The following is an 18,245-nucleotide window of genomic DNA, read 5'->3' as shown; positions in this document are numbered from 1 at the left end:
AGCAGGAGTAATTTTTTTCACACAAGCGGGACATAATAAGTCATAGCGGGACATTTTAGGTCCATGTATATTCTGTGCAAGGAGAAGGGAATACATGCAGTCTTTAATTGAGGCCCAGAAGAAATTATTACCTGACCTTCTTGATGTTATGCAAAAACGGTACCGTATTTTGCAATACATTCGTCTTATGCAACCGATCGGTAGAAGAGTGTTATCCAATAGTTTGGGGATCAGTGAGCGCGTGCTTCGCTCCGAAGTGCAGTTTTTAAAAGAGCAAAACCTGTTGATCATGAGTTCCGCTGGCATGAGCGTGACGTCGGAAGGAAACGAATTGTTGCATATTCTTGAAGACGTCATGAGAGAAGTTTTAGGTTTAAAAGATTTAGAAAAAAAATTAAAGCACACACTTCATATTGAAGATGTCATTGTAGTCGCTGGTGATAGTGACCTTTCTCCTTGGGTGAAAAAAGAAATGGGAAGAGCTTGTGTGGCCTGTATGAAAGAAAGATTGACAGACAAAAACATTGTCGCTGTTACAGGGGGAACGACGCTCGCTGCTGTAGCGGAGATGATGACTCCCGATTCCAAACAAAGCGATGTTTTATTCGTTCCAGCACGAGGCGGCTTAGGAGAAGATGTAAAAAACCAGGCGAACACCATTTGTGCCAAAATGGCAGAAAAAACGATGGGAAATTATCGGCTTCTTCATGTTCCTGATCATCTCAGCAATGAAGCGTATCAGTCACTCATTGAAGAGCCGACGGTAAAAGAAGTGCTTCAGCTCATTAAATCATCGAGTATGGTTATTCATGGAATCGGGGATGCTATAACAATGGCAGAACGTCGAAAAACTCCTGAAGAGGATATGGAAAAAATCAAAGCACGTTATGCTGTGGCCGAAGCATTTGGTTATTACTTTAACCAAGAAGGCGAAGTTGTGCATAAAGTCAAAACAGTTGGCATTCAGCTTGAGGACCTAGAGCATGTCCAACATGTCATTGCTGTTGCTGGCGGTGCTTCAAAGGCAAAAGCGATTAAGGCGTATATGAAACAAGCTCCTCATTCCATTTTAATTACCGATGAAGGAGCAGCCCGAGCGTTAATAAGGGAGTAACATCCCTGAAAATATAACATTTTTATCATTAAAGGAGGAACTAAACATGGCAGTGAAAATTGGTATTAACGGTTTCGGTCGTATCGGTCGTAACGTTTTCCGCGCTGCGTTAAAAAATCCTAACGTCGAAGTTGTTGCTGTCAACGACTTAACAGACGCAAAAACATTAGCACATCTTTTAAAATATGACTCTGTTCATGGCACATTAGATGCCGAAGTGTCTGTAAACGGCAATAATCTTGTCGTCAACGGAAAAGAAATCGTTGTAAAAGCAGAGCGTGACCCAGCTCAATTAGCTTGGGGCGAATTAGGCGTTGAAATCGTTGTTGAATCAACTGGTCGCTTCACAAACCGTGAAGATGCTGCGAAACATTTAGAAGCAGGTGCGAAAAAAGTAATTATCTCTGCACCAGCTAAAAATGAAGACATCACAATCGTTATGGGCGTAAACCAAGATAAATACGACCCAGCAAACCATCATGTGATTTCAAACGCTTCTTGTACAACAAACTGCTTAGCACCATTTGCAAAAGTATTACATGAAAAATTTGGTATCGTTCGCGGTATGATGACAACCGTTCACTCATACACAAACGACCAACAAATTCTTGATTTACCTCACAAAGATTTACGTCGTGCTCGTGCAGCGGCTGAGTCTATCATTCCAACAACAACAGGTGCGGCAAAAGCAGTAGCTCTTGTATTACCTGAGTTAAAAGGAAAATTAAACGGTATGGCAATGCGCGTACCAACTCCAAACGTATCTGTTGTTGACCTTGTTGCAGAGCTAGAAAAAGAAGTTACAGTCGAAGAAGTAAACGCAGCATTAAAAGCAGCAGCAGAAGGCGAATTAAAAGGCATTTTAGCATATAACGAAGAGCCATTAGTATCTCGTGACTACAATGGCAACACAGCTTCTTCTACAATCGATGCACTTTCTACAATGGTCATGGAAGGAAAAATGGTGAAAGTTATTTCTTGGTACGATAACGAAACAGGTTACTCTCACCGCGTTGTTGACCTTGCTGCATATATCGCATCAAAAGGTTTATAATCATTGTCTTAGTCGCTCAATCAAGTCTATAATAGAGAAATGGAGAGGGGAGCGGGGGTCATCCCCACTCCCTTTCGTATGGCGAAGACGATATTGTCTAAAAAGGAGGCGTTTTGCCATGAACAAAAAAACTGTCCGTGACGTTGATGTCAAAGGGAAACGTGTGTTTTGCCGCGTTGACTTCAACGTGCCGATGCAAGATGGCAAAGTCACAGATGACACGCGCATTCGCGCAGCTTTACCAACGATTCAATATTTAGTCGAACAAGGGGCAAAAGTCATTTTAGCGAGCCATCTTGGTCGTCCGAAAGGAAAAGTCGTTGAAGAAATGCGTCTCAATGCTGTTGCTGAGCGCTTAAGTGAGCTTCTTGGCAAAAATGTTGTGAAAACGGATGAAGCGTATGGCGATGCGGTCAAAGCAGCGATTGCAGAAATGAACGAAGGCGACGTATTGCTTCTTGAAAACGTTCGTTTCTATCCTGGTGAAGAGAAAAATGACCCAGAATTGGCTAAAGCATTTGCAGAGTTAGCGGATATTTATGTAAACGATGCATTTGGTGCAGCTCACCGCGCTCATGCTTCTACAGAAGGAATTGCTCACTATTTACCAGCGGTTGCGGGCTTTTTAATGGAAAAAGAAATTGAAGTATTAGGAAAAGCTCTTTCTAACCCAGATCGTCCATTCACTGCAATCATCGGTGGAGCGAAAGTAAAAGACAAAATTGGCGTTATTGAAAACTTATTAGATAAAGTCGATAACTTAATTATTGGCGGCGGTCTTGCTTACACATTCGTGAAAGCACTAGGCCATGAAATTGGTAAGTCTTTGCTTGAGGAAGACAAAATTGAGCTTGCAAAATCGTTTATGGAGAAGGCAAAAGAAAAGGGCGTAAACTTCTACATGCCTGTGGACGTTGTTGTAGCTGATGACTTCTCAAACGATGCGAATAAAAAAGTCGTTGATATTGATGCAATTCCAAGCGATTGGGAAGCATTGGATATTGGTCCGAAAACGCGTGAGCTTTATCGCGATATTATTATGAAGTCAAAACTCGTTGTTTGGAACGGACCAATGGGCGTATTCGAAATGGATGCGTTTGCTGAAGGAACAAAAGCTGTCGCTCAAGCGTTAGCGGATGCGAAAGATACATATTCCGTCATCGGCGGCGGTGATTCAGCGGCTGCAGTTGAAAAGTTTGGTCTTGCTGATCGAATGGATCACATTTCAACTGGCGGAGGAGCTTCGCTTGAGTTTATGGAAGGAAAGCAACTTCCTGGGGTTGTCGCTTTAAATGATAAATAAATGACTCAATCCCCTATAGAAAGGAAGGGATCAACAGATGCGAAAACGAATTATTGCAGGAAACTGGAAAATGCATAAAACGCTGGCGGAAGCCGTGAGCTTTGTCGAGGAAGTAAAAGGGCTTGTTCCTTCTGCTGATAAAGTGGATTCCGTTATATGCGCACCAGCGTTATTTTTAGAACGTTTAGTACAAAACACACAAGGCTCTGATTTAAAAATTGGGGCGCAAAATATGCATTTCCAAGAAAGCGGTGCGTATACGGGAGAAATCAGCCCAGTGGCATTAAAAGATATCGGTGTTACTTATGTCATTATCGGGCACTCTGAACGCCGCGAAATGTTTGCAGAGACGGACGAAACGGTAAACAAAAAAACCATTTCTGCATTTAAACACGGCTTAATTCCAATTGTTTGCTGCGGTGAAACGTTAGAGGAACGAGAAAGCGGAAAAACAAATGAAGTAGTTGGTTCTCAAGTTGAAAAGGCGCTTGAAGGCTTGACCGAAGCGGATGCAAAACAAGTAGTAATCGCGTATGAGCCGATTTGGGCCATCGGTACGGGCAAATCTTCAACTGCGGAAGATGCTAACGAAGTGTGCGGGCATATTCGCTCTGTGATTGCGAAAAAATTCTCGCAGGAAGTGGCGGATGCTGTGCGTATCCAGTATGGAGGCAGCGTCAAGCCAGACAACATTAAAGAATTTTTGGCGCAAAAACACATTGACGGCGCCTTAGTGGGCGGCGCTAGCCTAGATCCAAAATCGTTTTTACAACTAGTGGAGGCAGGACGCCATGAGTAAACAACCTGTTGCATTAATTATTTTAGATGGTTTTGCCCTTCGTGAAGAAACGTATGGAAATGCTGTAGCGCAAGCGAAAAAACCGAATTTTGACCGTTACTGGAATGAATATCCTCATGCGACATTAACGGCTTGCGGAGAAGCAGTTGGTCTACCGGAAGGCCAAATGGGAAACTCTGAGGTCGGTCATTTAAATATCGGGGCAGGTCGCATCGTTTACCAAAGCCTTACACGTGTGAATATCGCCATTCGCGAAGGCGAGTTTGAACGTAATGAAACGTTTTTAGCGGCGATGAATCATGTGAAAGAAAAGGGCACAAATTTACACATTTTTGGTCTTCTTTCTGACGGCGGTGTGCATAGTCATATTAACCATCTTTATGCGTTGCTAAAATTAGCTGCAAAAGAAGGTGTGAAAAACGTTTACATTCACGGCTTCCTAGATGGTCGTGATGTCGGACCGCAAACTGCACCGAAATATATTAAAGAATTGCAAGAGAAAATCAAGGAGTACGGTGTTGGGGAAATCGCGACATTGTCCGGCCGCTATTATTCCATGGACCGTGATAAGCGTTGGGAGCGCGTCGAAAAAGCCTATCGTGCGATGGTTTATGCAGAAGGACCAACGTATCAAGATCCGCTTGAATGCATTGAAGACTCTTATAAAAACGGCATTTTTGACGAATTCGTTCTTCCGTCTGTCATCGTGCGAGAAGATGGTTCTCCAGTAGCAACCATTAAAGATGAAGACGCTGTGATTTTCTACAACTTCCGTCCAGACCGGGCGATTCAAATTTCAAATACATTTACAAACGATGATTTCCGTTCGTTTGACCGTGGACCGAAGCATCCAAAAAACTTGTTCTTTGTATGCTTAACGCATTTCAGTGAAACAGTAAAAGGGTATGTAGCGTTTAAACCAACAAATCTCGATAACACTCTTGGTGAAGTGTTATCGCAAAACGGCTTAAAGCAACTTCGTATTGCTGAAACGGAAAAATATCCGCACGTCACATTCTTTATGAGCGGCGGACGCGAAGAAAAATTTCCGGGTGAAGACCGCATTTTAATTAACTCGCCGAAAGTAGCGACATACGACTTAAAACCGGAAATGAGCGCTTACGAAGTAACGGATGCGCTATTAAAAGAAATTGAAGCTGATAAGTATGATGCGATTATTTTAAACTACGCAAACCCAGATATGGTTGGCCATTCCGGTAAATTGGAGCCAACGATTAAAGCGGTTGAAGCGGTAGACGAGTGTCTTGGAAAAGTTGTGGATGCGATCCTTGCTAAAGGCGGTATTGCGATTATTACCGCAGACCATGGAAACGCTGATGAAGTCATTACTCCAGATGGAAATCCACAAACTGCTCATACGACTAACCCGGTTCCTGTTATCGTGACAAAGAAAGGAATCGAGCTTCGTAAAGATGGAATCTTAGGTGATTTAGCGCCAACGATGCTCGATCTTCTTGGTTTAGAACAGCCAAAAGAGATGACAGGAAAAACGTTAATTGTTAAATAAAAAAGAAAAGGAGAGATTCATTATGCCAATTATCGTCGATGTATATGCACGTGAAGTATTAGATTCTCGTGGAAATCCAACAGTAGAAGTCGAAGTATATACGGAGTCTGGTGCCTTTGGCCGCGCGTTAGTACCAAGCGGTGCTTCCACAGGTGAATACGAAGCGGTAGAATTGCGCGATGGTGACAAAAGCCGCTATCTTGGCAAGGGAGTATTAAAAGCGGTTGAAAACGTGAACGAAATCATCGCTCCAGCCATTATCGGCTTTGATGTAACTGACCAAGTGGGTATCGATAAAACATTAATTGAGCTTGACGGAACAGAAAACAAAGGAAAATTAGGCGCAAACGCGATTTTAGGCGTTTCGATGGCCGTTGCTCGCGCTGCAGCTGATTACTTAGAAGTACCTTTATACCAATATCTCGGTGGATTTAACGCCAAAACACTTCCAGTTCCAATGATGAACATCTTAAACGGCGGCGCACACGCTGACAACAACGTCGACATTCAAGAATTTATGATCATGCCTGTTGGTGCTTCAACGTTCCGTGAAGCGCTTCGCATGGGTGCGGAAATTTTCCATAGCTTAAAAGCAGTATTAAAAGCAAAAGGTTACAACACAGCGGTTGGTGACGAAGGTGGATTCGCGCCAAACTTAAAATCAAACGAAGAAGCATTGCAAACCATCATCGAAGCGATTGAAAAAGCGGGTTACAAGCCAGGCGAAGAAGTCATGCTTGCAATGGACGTAGCATCTTCTGAGCTTTACAACAAAGAAGATGGCAAATATCATTTAGAAGGCGAAGGCGTTGTGAAAACGTCTGAAGAAATGGTTGCATGGTATGAAGAGCTTGTCTCTAAATATCCAATCATCTCTATTGAAGATGGTCTTGATGAAAACGACTGGGATGGACACAAACTATTAACAGAACGTCTTGGTAAAAAAGTTCAGCTTGTTGGTGACGACTTATTCGTAACAAATACGAAAAAACTTGCGGAAGGTATTGAAAAAGGCGTTGGCAACTCGATTCTAATCAAAGTCAACCAAATCGGTACGCTTACGGAAACATTTGACGCGATTGAAATGGCAAAACGTGCTGGCTATACAGCGGTGATCTCTCACCGTTCTGGTGAAACAGAAGACAGCACGATCGCTGATATTGCTGTTGCAACAAACGCTGGTCAAATCAAAACAGGTGCACCTTCTCGCACAGACCGCGTTGCTAAATACAATCAATTGCTTCGCATCGAAGATCAACTTGGCGATACAGCTATTTATAATGGCATCAAATCATTCTACAATTTGAAAAAATAATACTGCCATCTACAAAAAGGCCTAACCGGACAATCGGTTAGGCCTTTTTAACAAAATAAAAAACTCGAAAGCGCGCGCAATTATGACTCGGATGGTGTGGAAATACTTTCTTATTGCCAATAAAAAAACATATAATAAACATAGACAGTGTAAAAACACAGTCCCGGTCGGTAGTCCGTGCGCACTCGAGTGAAGAGTGTCAGTAACCTTCCCCTCCTTGGGATGTCCGCCGCTGTCGGTAATTTTTAAAGGAGCGTCCTTTCATGAAATTGACGGTTTTACGATGGGGAATTCTGGATGGATTTGGTTGAGCAACAGAAAGGAGAAGCTTTAAAAGCGGTTTGCTACGTGCTTGGTTCAGAACCGAAATCGGAAGAAGTGGTAGCGTTTGTCAATGGACCGATGCGATCATTACTGTGCAGATGACACACACCAATCTCTGTGCCGCTTGAAATGCAAAAGCACAAAAAAACAAGGAAAACATTGTGGAAGGGAATACAGCGTTGGATATCTTGCTTTCAAGACATCTGCTTTCGTATTTCCTGAAGGGAAACGCTATTGTGTAATGAGCCAATTTATGATACATTAAAATTATTGCAATGTGCGTTTTTTTAGGAGGTGGAGTGGAACATGCATACTCTGCTTGTGACGTTATTAGTGATTGTATCAATTGCGATGATTGCTGTCGTGTTATTGCAATCAGGAAAAAGTGCAGGACTTTCCGGTGCAATTACAGGCGGTGCTGAGCAATTGTTCGGAAAGCAAAAAGCACGTGGATTAGATGCGGTATTACAGCGCATTACGATTGTGTTAGCCATTTTATTTTTTGCTTTATCCATTGCCGTGACGTATTTGCAATTTTAACCTTAAAAAGGGGGCGGTCCATCGATAAAAGGGGCTGCCTTTTCTGTTTCATGAAAAAGAAAGGGGTTATACATCATGAAATTAGTTTCACCTAAGCCGTTTACATTTGAAGCAGGAGAACGAGCGGTTTTATTGCTCCATGGATTTACTGGAAACTCATCAGACGTGCGAATGTTAGGGCGCTTTCTTGAATCAAAAGGATATACATGCCATGCGCCGATTTATAAAGGACATGGTGTTCCGCCGGAAGAACTTGTACATACCGGTCCTAATGATTGGTGGCAAGATGTGATGAACGCCTATGAATTTTTAAAAAATAAGGGCTACGAAAAAATTGCTGTTGTTGGATTATCGCTTGGTGGCGTATTTTCCCTCAAATTAGGTTACACTGTACCTGTAGTAGGGATCGTTCCGATGTGTGCACCAATGTATATTAAAAGTGAGGAAACGATGTACCAGGGAGTTTTACAATATGCGCGCGAATATAAAAAACGTGAAGGAAAAACCCCTGAGCAAATTGAAAAAGAAATGGAAGAGTTTAAACAGACGCCGATGAAAACGTTAAAAGCACTGCAACAGCTCATTGCCGAAGTCCGCGACCATATCGATTTAATCTATGCGCCGACATTTGTCGTTCAAGCGCGCCATGATGACATGATTAATACTGATAGTGCAAATATTATTTATAACGGTGTTGAATCACCGGTGAAAAAAATCAAATGGTACGAACAATCAGGGCATGTCATTACATTAGATAAGGAGAAAGATCAGCTTCACGAAGATATTTATGAGTTTTTAGAGTCATTAGATTGGTAATCCCCGAAAGGAGGGAACAGGATGGAACAATCGCTAGTCGATCGAATTTTAGCTTTTATGAGAGATGAAGCGTACAAGCCGCTAACGGTTCAAGAATTGGAAGAAGTATTCGGTATCACAGACGCAGCTGAATTTAAAGAATTCGTTAAAGCGCTTGTTGCGATGGAAGAACAAGGGCTTGTCGTACGCACGAGGAGCAATCGTTACGGCGTGCCGGAAAAAATGAATTTAGTGCGCGGAAAAGTCACTGGTCACGCTAAAGGATTTGCGTTCGTTGTTCCCGAAGACCCGACACTTGATGATATTTTTATCCCGCCTTCCGAGTTGAAAAACGCGATGCATGGAGATACGGTGTTAGTGCGCGTGAGCTCACAAGCGTCCGGTGCACGCAAGGAAGGAACGATTGTTCGTATTTTAGAACGCGGCGTGACGGAAGTCGTGGGCACATACACGGAAAGCAGACATTTTGGTTTTGTCATTCCTGACGACAAAAAAATCGTCAATGACATTTTTATTCCGAAGCATGCGGCAAATGGCGCGGTAGAAGGACATAAAGTTGTCGTAAGATTAACGACATACCCAGAAGGACGGATCAGTGCCGAAGGGGAAGTCATCAAAATCCTCGGCCATAAAAACGACCCTGGTGTCGATATTTTATCGATCATTCATAAACATGGTCTGCCGCTTCAATTTCCGGAGGATGTCCTTGCTCATGCTAACAGCATTCCGGATACGATTTCGGAAGAAGATTTACAAGGCCGCCGCGATTTGCGCGACCAAATGATTGTCACCATCGACGGAGAAGACGCAAAAGACTTAGACGATGCCGTCACTGTGACGAAGCTAGACAACGGTCACTATAAATTAGGGGTTCATATCGCCGATGTGAGCCATTATGTAAAAGAAGGCTCGCCGATTGACCGAGAAGCATATGAACGAGGTACAAGCGTCTATTTAGTCGACCGCGTTATTCCAATGATTCCTCACCGTCTATCGAACGGCATTTGTTCACTCAACCCGAAAGTGGATCGGTTGACGCTTTCATGCGAAATGGAAGTTAATGAACATGGCGAAGTCGTCAGCCATGAAATTTTTCAAAGTGTCATTCGTACAACTGAACGCATGACGTATTCGGATGTTAACAAAATTCTTGTCGATAAAGACGAAGAATTGCGCAAAAAATACGAACAGCTTGTACCAATGTTTGAACTGATGGCCGAACTTGCGGAAATTTTACGCAATAAGCGGATGAAACGCGGCGCGATCGATTTTGATTTTAAAGAAGCAAAAGTATTAGTTGACGAAGATGGAAAACCGTACGACGTTGTGTTGCGTGAACGTTCGGTGGCTGAACGCCTTATTGAGGAATTTATGCTGCTTGCGAATGAAACGGTCGCAGAGCACTTCCATTGGCTGAACGTCCCGTTTATTTACCGAGTTCATGAAGATCCAAAACCGGAAAAATTGCAGCGTTTCCTTGAATTTATTACGAATTTCGGCTATATCGTTAAAGGAACAGGAAATCAAATCCATCCGCGTGCACTGCAAGAAATTTTAGAAGCCGTACGCGGCGAACCGGAAGAAATGGTTGTATCGACCGTCATGCTTCGCTCGATGAAACAAGCGCGTTACGATGCAGAGAGTCTCGGTCACTATGGACTATCCACCGACTTTTATACACATTTTACGTCACCGATCCGCCGTTACCCGGATTTAATTGTCCACCGTCTCATTCGCACGTATTTAATTAACGGACAATTAGACGAACAGACACAACAAAAATGGGCGGAAAAGCTTCCTGATATTGCTGAACATGCTTCAAATATGGAACGCCGTGCTGTTGAGGCAGAGCGTGAAACGGATGACTTGAAGAAAACAGAATTTATGGAAGACAAAATCGGCATGGAGTTTGACGGAATCATTAGCTCAGTGACGAATTTCGGTTTATTTGTCGAGCTGCCGAATACGATTGAAGGTCTTGTCCATGTCAGCTACTTAACAGATGACTACTACCGCTATGACGAGCGCCATTACGCCATGATCGGCGAACGAACAGGAAAAGTATACCGCATCGGCGACGAAATCACTGTTCGTGTCATTAATGTCAACAAAGATGAACGTATTGTTGATTTTGAAATCGTCGGCATGAAAGGTCGTCGCCCCAAAGAAGCAAAACGAACTCCACTTGTGATTGAGGGGAAAAAAGAACGGAAAAAATCGAAGAACAAAAAATTTTACGAAGACGTTCCGCATTTGAAAGCGAAAAAGAAGAAAAAGAAGAAGAAACGATAACGAAAGCCTCTTGCATTGAGAGGCTTTCTCCTTCATTGAGTTTTTTAAGGATTTTTGTTAAAATATCATTTGTCTTTACAAGGGGAGGAAGAGCGCGATGCCAAAAGGTGAAGGGAAACTTATTGCTCAAAATAAAAAAGCGCATCACGATTATTTCATCGAAGAAACGTATGAAGCAGGAATCGTTTTACAAGGAACAGAAATTAAATCAATTCGTGCCGGAAAGGTGAACTTAAAAGATTCATTTGCCAAAGTCGAAAAAGGCGAAGTATTTGTTCACAATATGCATATTAGTCCGTATGAACAAGGAAACCGCTATAACCATGATCCATTGCGGACAAGAAAGCTTCTTCTTCACCGCCGCGAAATCAATAAACTGATTGGCTATACGAAAGAACAAGGCTATACTCTTGTTCCGTTAAAATTATATATTAAGAATGGTTTTGCGAAGTTGTTGTTAGGAGTCGGCAAAGGGAAGAAGAAATACGACAAACGCGAAGATATGAAACGGAAAGAAGCACAACGTGAAGTTGAACGCGCCTTCCGTGAACGGCAAAAAATATAACACCAAAACTTTACAATTGAAAAATAAAGCTGCTGTGCTATAATAATTAGTGTCAATGCCAGTTCATCTAGGCTTAAGCTTGTCTCATGAACGTTTCTCCAACACGGGGACGTTACGGATTCGACAGGGGTAGATCGAGCTTAAGCTGCGAGCCGAGGGGATCGTCCTCGTAAAAACGTCACCTAAAGATAACTGGCAAAGAAAATTACGCTTTAGCTGCCTAATAACCGCAGCTAGCTCCTCCCGCCATCGCCCATGTGGTGGGTCAGGGGTTCATAACAAGTGGGCTACGCCCAAGTCCGCCGTCTGAGGACGAGGGAAGAGACGAATCAGACTAGCTGCTCGGAGGCCTGTCGGTAGGCGGAAGATGCAGCGAAGATAAAATATACCGACTACGCTCGTAGATGCTTAAGTGGCGATATCTCTGGACGTGGGTTCGACTCCCACCGTCTCCACCATACATAAAAAATGGGATGTAAAGCATATTGGCTTAAACCATAAATTTGTCACTTTGACAAGTTGATATTTAAAAAACTTACGGCAAATATATACTTCAACATGTAGTGAATAAAGAGGGTGTCCCATTTCTACTTTGGGGACACCCTCTTTTTTATGATTGAAATGACTTTCTGGTAAATGTGAAATCATATATTTATCATCCAATTGTGATTTTCACAATATATTTTCCTAAACGTTACGTATATGTACGCTTACATTATAAACTAATATGTATACAACTATCTTTTTAATACCAACCATTTGGTAAATTATTCTATGATCTTGCAAAAACCCGGTTTTTGTAAACGGCAAAATCTTGTAACATTGTTCGCCTTCTTTCTAACTAACTTTATATCGTCGCATCGAGACAGGATTCACTCATATATAAATCTACATTTTAGAGCTAATTCTAAGGTCAGGAGGTTCTTTGACAAAATGTCATAAACTTTATTCACGGCAGACCAAAAGAAGTTATTTACGAGTTGACAACACAAACTGTAATCATTATTATTACATTTAGGAGGAAGGTTCATTATGAATAGCGATTTTTCGATTGCCGTTCACTGCGTTGCTTATTTAGCCAAAAAGCAAAACCAACGAGTGACCAGTGAAGACATCGCTCAAAGTGTTTCTGTCCACCCAGTAAGGTTAAGGAAAATTTTGAGCATATTAAGGAAAGAAAATATTATTACTTCCAAAGAAGGGGCAAAAGGCGGATTCTCTTTAAACGCTCAGCCTGAACATATTACGTTAGACAAAATATTTAAAGTCACTAGTGAGGAAACGCTTGTACCGAAATGTCCCGATTCCAATGAGAATTGCCCAATAGGTAAACACCTATCAGATATACTCATTCGCGTTTGTCACAATGCGGAAGAACACTTTTTAAACTATTTAAAAAGTGTCACGATCAAAGATATCATTGATGAAATCAATAATAGTTAGTTTTACAAGCACAACTAATCCTTTGTGTTAGTTGTGCACCATAAATTTTTTTGAATATAACTGTAATAAAAAATATTTCAGTTAAAGAGAGGTGAATAAGGTTGAAGAAAAAACGAGTTGTTGTCGGAATGTCTGGCGGAGTAGATTCCTCTGTGGCTGCTTACCTTCTTAAAAAAGAAGGATACGACGTCATCGGTGTATTTATGAAAAACTGGGATGATACGAATGATGATGGTGTATGTACGGCAACGGAAGATTATGAAGATGTTAAGAGAGTAGCCAATCAACTTGGGATTCCTTACTATAGTGTGAACTTTGAAAAAGAATATTGGGATCGTGTATTTACGTACTTCATGGATGAACTGAAGCGAGGGCGAACACCTAATCCAGATGTATTATGTAATACCGAAATTAAATTTAAAGCGTTCGTTGATTACGCCCTTTCACTAGATGCTGATTATATCGCGACTGGTCATTACGCAAGAATCAACAGAGAAAATGGACAAATCGCCTTACTACGTGGAAAAGACTCCAATAAAGATCAAACTTATTTTCTTAGCCAATTAACGGCGGACCATTTGTCTAAAGTTCTGTTTCCACTAGGAGAATTAACGAAGGATGAGGTGCGAAAAATCGCTCAAGAATTGAACCTTATTACCGCCAATAAAAAAGATAGTACTGGAATCTGCTTTATTGGAGAAAGAAATTTCAAAAGCTTTTTAAAGAATTTTCTACCTGCACAGCCCGGAGACATTCGTTCACTTAATGGGGAAGTGCTAGGTACTCATGATGGATTAATGTATTACACAATTGGACAACGAAAAGGACTTGGCATCGGTGGCAAAGGAACAGGTGAACCTTGGTATGTCGTCGATAAAGATTTAGAAAATAATGTTTTACTTGTCGCTCAAGGAAAAAATCATCCGGCATTGTTCTCGACCGGTCTTATTGCATCTAACCTTAACTTGATAAATGGGGATGCTCGACCGGGTACGTTTGTATGTACAGCTAAATTCCGCTACCGTCAAGAAGATCAAAAGGTACGTGTTCATATTCGTCCGGATGGATCGGTCTTTGTAGAATTTGAAAAACCAGTTAAAGCTGTGACTCCCGGACAAGTAGCGGTATTTTATGACAATGAGGTTTGTCTTGGCAGTGCCATTATTGACAACGTGATAAAAGATGAGGCAGTCATTGCCGCTGTCGCATCGTAAAAGGAATAGTTATGGAAATTCAAGGTTTTTTCTATATATATTGTTTTTTTACAAAATATAAATATTGTTCATATCAGTGTTCAACAGGACTATATGTATCGGCTGGATCTAACAGAGGTTTTCAGCTTTCAATTGTGGCATAACGAATTATTTTAAGCGGGAGTCATTCCTTTATGTATGGCTCACCTTTTCTTAAGGAGTGGTAACAATGGAAAAATTTAAAAATCATAAAGGGTATTCACGCATGTATCAAGAAAACAAACTGACTTTAGGGCTGTTCTTTCCAATTGAATCGTATATGGGTGACGTCCCTGAGATGAATATAGAAAAGCAAATGAAGTTAGCAAAGCGAGCAGAAGAACTCAACTTCGCTTCATTATTTGTCAGAGATGTACCGTTACGCGATCCAAATTTCGGTGATGTCGGGCAAATGTATGATCCGTTTGCGTATTTAGGGTATGTCGCTGCCCATACAAAAAAGATTGCCTTAGGAACGGGAAGTATTATTTTAACGTTGCGCCACCCTCTTCATGTCGCAAAAGCGGCAGCTTCTGTAGACAGACTATCTGGTGAAAGACTTATTCTCGGTGTCGCAACAGGTGACCGTCCAATCGAGTTCCCGGCATTCTCTGTGAACCCGGAAGATCGGAGCGAATTATTCCGGGAATCAGTGTCTGTCATGAGAAAAGTATGGAGTGAGCATTTTCCATCGATTGATTCTGCACGAGTGCATATGACAAGTGGAGATATGTTACCAAAACCAAAATTGTCGGACATACCATTAATGGTGACAGGTCACAGTGGACAGTCTCCAGAATGGATTGCTGAACATAGTGATGGTTGGATTTACTATCCACGTGGACTCAAATTTCAAAAAGCATTAATCGACAATTGGCGTTCGTTAACAGAGGAATTTAAGCCATTTACTCAATCGCTCTATATTGATTTAACGGAAGACCCAAACCATGTACCAATACCAATTCATCTTGGATTCCGTACGGGACGAAATTTTGTTATCGAATTTCTAGCAGCTTTACAAGATGCAGGTGTGAATCATGTCATTATCAACTTAAAATATGGACAACGCCCAGTAGAAGAAGTGATCGAAGAATTAGGTGAATATGTGCTTCCACATTTTCCAGCTTTATCATGATGAGAGACCAGCTTCAATCAATATGAAGAAAGGGAGGATATAAATGAAAGTTTTGGTCATTGGCGCCAATGGACAAGTAGGTCAACAAGTAGTAAACATGCTTCATGCGCATAAACAGCACACCGTTCGTGCGATGGTGAGAAAACAAGAGCAATTGGAGGCTTTTCAGCAAAAAGGAATTGAAGCGGTACTCGCTGATCTTGAAGGTACTGTCGATGAAATTGCCGAAGCAGCCAAAGGTTGTGACGCGATTGTATTCTCCGCTGGTTCAGGTGGACACACAGGCCCGGATAAAACATTGCTTGTCGATTTAGATGGTGCTGTAAAAGCGATGGAAGCGGCAGAAAAAATCGGAATGAAACGATTTGTCATGGTGAGCTCATTCCAAGCCCACAACCGTGAGAACTGGCCGGAAAACCTTAAGCCTTATTATGTCGCCAAACATTATGCTGACCGTATGTTAATGAATAGCGGTTTGAATTATACCATTATTCGTCCGGGTTATCTTCGTAATGAAAAAGGCACAGGATTGGTTACTGCAGCAGAGAACTTAAATGGCGGAAGCATCCCACGGGAAGATGTAGCAAGAACCATCGTTCAATCACTTGATGAACCAAATACGTATAAAAAAGCATTTGATTTAATGTCAGGGGATACAGAGATTGCTGAAGCGTTGAAATCGCTGTAATGAACCTTTCGATGGAAGGAGGAAATTAGAAATAATGGGTTACCCGTTTTATGCAATGGACTTTGCTTTTTATAACTCAATGGGCATTTATAGCTTTGAAGCGCGGTGTGAAATGTTAAAAGAGATCGGGTATGATGCGACCCATTTATCTGTCTGGCACGGAGAGCGGTGGAGAGATGTAGAAAAGCTCAAAAATGTTAAGGAGAAATATGGGCTGGATATCGCTGGTGTGTACGTGGTGTTAGACCTTTCATTAGGTGAGGACCATCCAAGAAATACGGGCATTTTAAAAATGCTGGAGATCATGGAAGGTTGCTCAACGGTCGAGCTGGCGATTCAATCGGTCGGACATCATATCCGACCTTCAGACCCTAAAGGGGACGATATCGCCGTAAAGTGGCTGGAAAAGGCACTGAAGATTGCAGAGCAAAGAAACATTAACATCTTACTTTACACTCACCTCTCATTCTGGGTTGAACGCCATGAAGATGCAGTAAGACTTTGTAAGCGGCTCAATCATCCTAATCTCGGCATTGTTTTTTGTGGCTACCATTGGTATGCAGTCGATGGAACAAACCTATCAGCTACGCTTCAAGCGGTGGCTCCTTACTTGAAACAAGTGAACATTTCTGGTAGTCGCCGCAATCCGCACGGTTTTGGCGGAGTGGCGACAATCGAGCCATTGGACGTCGGAGAGTTAGATAATTTTGCGTTACTTGGGCAGTTAAAAAAGATCGGTTATAATGGAATGGTTGGTTACCAAGGTTGGAGTGAAGGCGGCGACGCTTACAGTAAGCTAAGTCGTTCACTTAAAGCGTTCCGTGATATGGAACGCAGACTTGAGGAACACCCGCATTGGGCAGATTTAAAATTAACTCCATAATAGAAAAAAACTGTGGTACTAGCCGAACAATAAAGTTCGGCTAGTACCACGGGTATTAAGCAATGCACTCTGGTATTTACCAGAGTGTATTTTTGTACAAAATTATTAAAAACTTAAAGAGAAATTTATTCTTAGAGTTATTCTTATTTGTTTAGGAATTCTGGTTTTTATCGGATTTCCATCTGGCAGGTCAAAACGGCTGATATACGTCCGCAATTCTTTTTTATAACTAACAGTTTTCTATTGTTTTCACCTATTTCATATGCCTCCAAAAGCACGACGAAAACTTGTTTCTTTCACCATACTTTCTTACTCAATCATTCACTGATCATTATATTTCAATATAAAACTGATAAATACCTTGTTTTCTACTAAACTTCTCTTAGTGAATAAACGTTTCCTCATTACTAATCCTTCTTCAATGAATTTGTCCATTGAAAGAGAGGGAAAGTGAATTGATTCCCGTCTTGGTTCTTGATAGTTTGTTAGATTTGTCTTCATTTTGTAACATAATTACTAATTCTATGAAACATAATTGTTATATTTTATTGCTATTCTATTGTTACGAAATTAAGCAAGGGGGAGTAGTACTTTGAAAAAATTACTATTATATATTACTTCATCAGTCTTTTTAGTCTTCGGATTTTCAGGAGCTGCATCGGCGGCTGGTACATATCAGGTAAAAAGTGGCGACACTCTTTGGGGCATAGCTAAAAAGTATAAGGTGACTGTGAGCCAGCTAAAGAGCTGGAATAACCTTAAAAGCGATGTGATCAAACCAAAGCAGGTTTTAAAGATTTCAGGAACGGCAACGAAAGCGGCTGCTAAAACTACCGTAAAAAAGGTGACAGCCCAAGCAGCAGCGTACAAAACAATCACTGTTAAAGCATATGCTTATACAATTAACTGCAAAGGCTGCAGCGGAATAACGGCTACAGGCTTAAATTTAAAGAAAAACCCTTCGATTAAAGCAATTGCCGTTGATCCAAAGGTAATTCCGCTAGGTTCAAAGGTTTATGTGGACGGCTATGGCTATGCGGTTGCAGCTGATAAAGGAGGCGGAATCAGAGGCAACACAATTGACGTATTCATGCCTACAAAAGCAAAAGCTATCCAATGGGGTGTCAAAACAGTAAAAGTAAAAGTATATAAATAATCCAAAAGCCGGCAGGATGCCGGCTTTTTTTCATAATATAGCTCCTCTTCTTCCAAAT

16 protein-coding genes, 1 other RNA gene and 1 pseudogene are annotated in these 18,245 nt (G+C 41.6%); all 18 read left to right on the top strand.

Annotated elements, in window-relative coordinates:
* Positions 1 to 94 precede the first annotated feature (94 nt).
* The 18 genes and pseudogenes from HNR31_RS12205 to HNR31_RS12120 all read left to right on the top strand — a co-directional run bounded on the left by HNR31_RS12205 (position 95) and on the right by HNR31_RS12120 (position 18,187).
* The gene (locus tag HNR31_RS12205; RefSeq protein ID WP_181556507.1) at positions 95 to 1,114 is read left to right on the top strand and encodes a sugar-binding transcriptional regulator; all 1,020 of its coding nucleotides are present in this window, start codon (positions 95 to 97) and stop codon (positions 1,112 to 1,114) included.
* Positions 1,115 to 1,160: 46 nt separating this feature from the next.
* Positions 1,161 to 2,168 carry a type I glyceraldehyde-3-phosphate dehydrogenase gene (gap, locus tag HNR31_RS12200; protein ID WP_181556506.1) on the top strand — a complete coding sequence of 336 codons (1,008 nt, stop codon included), beginning with the start codon at positions 1,161 to 1,163 and terminating at the stop codon, positions 2,166 to 2,168.
* Between the two features lie 118 nt (positions 2,169 to 2,286).
* Positions 2,287 to 3,471, top strand: a complete 1,185-nt coding sequence (locus HNR31_RS12195) for a phosphoglycerate kinase (RefSeq protein WP_181556505.1) — start codon at positions 2,287 to 2,289, stop codon at positions 3,469 to 3,471.
* 37 nt (positions 3,472 to 3,508) lie between these two features.
* Positions 3,509 to 4,270 carry a triose-phosphate isomerase gene (gene tpiA / locus HNR31_RS12190; RefSeq protein WP_181556504.1) on the top strand — a complete coding sequence of 254 codons (762 nt, stop codon included), beginning with the start codon at positions 3,509 to 3,511 and terminating at the stop codon, positions 4,268 to 4,270.
* Positions 4,263 to 5,798 (top strand): 2,3-bisphosphoglycerate-independent phosphoglycerate mutase, encoded by a 1,536-nt coding sequence (gene gpmI / locus HNR31_RS12185; protein WP_181556503.1) that lies wholly within the window; start codon positions 4,263 to 4,265, stop codon positions 5,796 to 5,798. The genes tpiA and gpmI overlap by 8 nt, the downstream gene beginning before the upstream one ends.
* 22 nt (positions 5,799 to 5,820) lie before the next feature.
* Complete coding sequence (gene eno / locus HNR31_RS12180) at positions 5,821 to 7,113, top strand: phosphopyruvate hydratase (protein WP_181556502.1); 1,293 nt, start codon at positions 5,821 to 5,823, stop codon at positions 7,111 to 7,113.
* A gap of 288 nt (positions 7,114 to 7,401) precedes the next feature.
* Positions 7,402 to 7,539 (top strand): annotated as a pseudogene (locus HNR31_RS12175) (DUF2992 family protein); the annotation flags it as partial.
* Positions 7,540 to 7,743: 204 nt separating this feature from the next.
* Complete coding sequence (secG, locus tag HNR31_RS12170) at positions 7,744 to 7,977, top strand: preprotein translocase subunit SecG (RefSeq protein ID WP_181556500.1); 234 nt, start codon at positions 7,744 to 7,746, stop codon at positions 7,975 to 7,977.
* A gap of 75 nt (positions 7,978 to 8,052) precedes the next feature.
* Positions 8,053 to 8,793: an alpha/beta hydrolase gene (locus HNR31_RS12165; protein WP_181556499.1), complete on the top strand. Its 741-nt coding sequence runs from the start codon at positions 8,053 to 8,055 to the stop codon at positions 8,791 to 8,793.
* A 21-nt stretch (positions 8,794 to 8,814) separates the two neighbouring features.
* On the top strand, positions 8,815 to 11,085 hold the full coding sequence (gene rnr / locus HNR31_RS12160; RefSeq protein WP_181556498.1) for a ribonuclease R: 2,271 nt from the start codon (positions 8,815 to 8,817) through the stop codon (positions 11,083 to 11,085).
* 97 nt (positions 11,086 to 11,182) lie between these two features.
* Positions 11,183 to 11,650: an SsrA-binding protein SmpB gene (smpB, locus tag HNR31_RS12155; RefSeq protein ID WP_181556497.1), complete on the top strand. Its 468-nt coding sequence runs from the start codon at positions 11,183 to 11,185 to the stop codon at positions 11,648 to 11,650.
* Positions 11,651 to 11,755: 105 nt separating this feature from the next.
* Positions 11,756 to 12,108, top strand: a transfer-messenger RNA (tmRNA) gene (ssrA, locus tag HNR31_RS12150).
* Positions 12,109 to 12,682: 574 nt separating this feature from the next.
* Complete coding sequence (locus HNR31_RS12145; protein WP_181556496.1) at positions 12,683 to 13,093, top strand: RrF2 family transcriptional regulator; 411 nt, start codon at positions 12,683 to 12,685, stop codon at positions 13,091 to 13,093.
* A gap of 101 nt (positions 13,094 to 13,194) precedes the next feature.
* Entirely contained in the window at positions 13,195 to 14,307 is a 1,113-nt protein-coding gene (mnmA, locus tag HNR31_RS12140; RefSeq protein WP_181556495.1) for a tRNA 2-thiouridine(34) synthase MnmA, read from the top strand.
* A gap of 208 nt (positions 14,308 to 14,515) precedes the next feature.
* Positions 14,516 to 15,460, top strand: coding sequence for an LLM class oxidoreductase (locus HNR31_RS12135; protein WP_181556494.1), 945 nt, complete (start codon positions 14,516 to 14,518; stop codon positions 15,458 to 15,460).
* Between the two features lie 43 nt (positions 15,461 to 15,503).
* Complete coding sequence (locus tag HNR31_RS12130) at positions 15,504 to 16,148, top strand: SDR family oxidoreductase (protein WP_181556493.1); 645 nt, start codon at positions 15,504 to 15,506, stop codon at positions 16,146 to 16,148.
* Positions 16,149 to 16,182: 34 nt separating this feature from the next.
* Positions 16,183 to 17,031 (top strand): sugar phosphate isomerase/epimerase family protein, encoded by an 849-nt coding sequence (locus tag HNR31_RS12125; protein WP_181556492.1) that lies wholly within the window; start codon positions 16,183 to 16,185, stop codon positions 17,029 to 17,031.
* 592 nt (positions 17,032 to 17,623) lie between these two features.
* Complete coding sequence (locus HNR31_RS12120; RefSeq protein WP_181556491.1) at positions 17,624 to 18,187, top strand: 3D domain-containing protein; 564 nt, start codon at positions 17,624 to 17,626, stop codon at positions 18,185 to 18,187.
* Positions 18,188 to 18,245 lie beyond the last annotated feature (58 nt).

This window comes from Thermaerobacillus caldiproteolyticus (assembly GCF_013761245.1).
Taxonomy (GTDB): Bacteria; Bacillota; Bacilli; order Bacillales; family Anoxybacillaceae; genus Thermaerobacillus; species Thermaerobacillus caldiproteolyticus.
The sequence above is the reverse complement of the archived record's forward strand: the minus strand, read 5'-3'. Positions and strand labels throughout refer to the sequence as shown.